Source organism: Novosphingobium sp. Fuku2-ISO-50, from assembly GCF_001519055.1.
Classification (GTDB): domain Bacteria; phylum Pseudomonadota; class Alphaproteobacteria; order Sphingomonadales; family Sphingomonadaceae; genus Novosphingobium.
Window position 1 is genome coordinate 1 of record NZ_KQ954326.1, and the last position, 631, is coordinate 631.

1 protein-coding gene is annotated in these 631 nt (G+C 62.1%); it reads left to right on the forward strand.

The window, feature by feature from the left end; all coding sequences use genetic code 11:
- The coding region (locus tag AQZ50_RS19905; RefSeq protein WP_156427471.1) for an ATP-binding protein at nt 1–454 on the forward strand (454 nt) is incomplete at its 5' end.
- Nucleotides 455–631: the final 177 nt, after the last annotated feature.

A 631-nucleotide genomic window follows, 5' to 3' on the forward strand; every position in this document is an offset into this window, starting at 1 on the left:
ATCATTCCTGCCGGGCAGGCGCAATATCGTGCTCGTCGGCGGCACTGGTACCGGCAAAACCCACCTGGCCATCGCCATTGCCGCCAGCGTCGTGCGCGCAGGCGCCCGTGGCCGCTACTTCAACACTGTCGATCTGGTCACGCGGCTTGAGGATGAGGCGCGCATCGGCAAGGCGGGCGCACTTGCCGCCCAACTCAGCCGCATCGAACTCGTCGTGCTCGATGAACTGGGCTATCTGCCGTTCGCCCGTTCCGGCGGCCAGTTGCTGTTCCACCTGATGAGCAAGCTCTACGAAAAGACCTCGGTGATCATCACCACCAATCTGGCATTCGGCGAATGGCCCACGGTATTCGGCGACCCCAAAATGACCACAGCGCTGCTCGACCGCACCACCCACCATTGCGATATCATCGAAACCGGCAACGACAGCTGGCGCTTCAAACACCGCAACTGACCCAGCCCAAACCCTGATAAAAATTTGCTTTGCGCTGGCGCTGCCTCCGGTCGGGCTACGCCCTCCCTACGCCAGCCCCAGCGCGAAATCCGTGCCCGTAATCAACCCCAGCGCAACGCCGCAAGGTGGTCCCCTTTTGCACGCCGATAGTGGGTCCCGTTTGGACGCCGATTGACA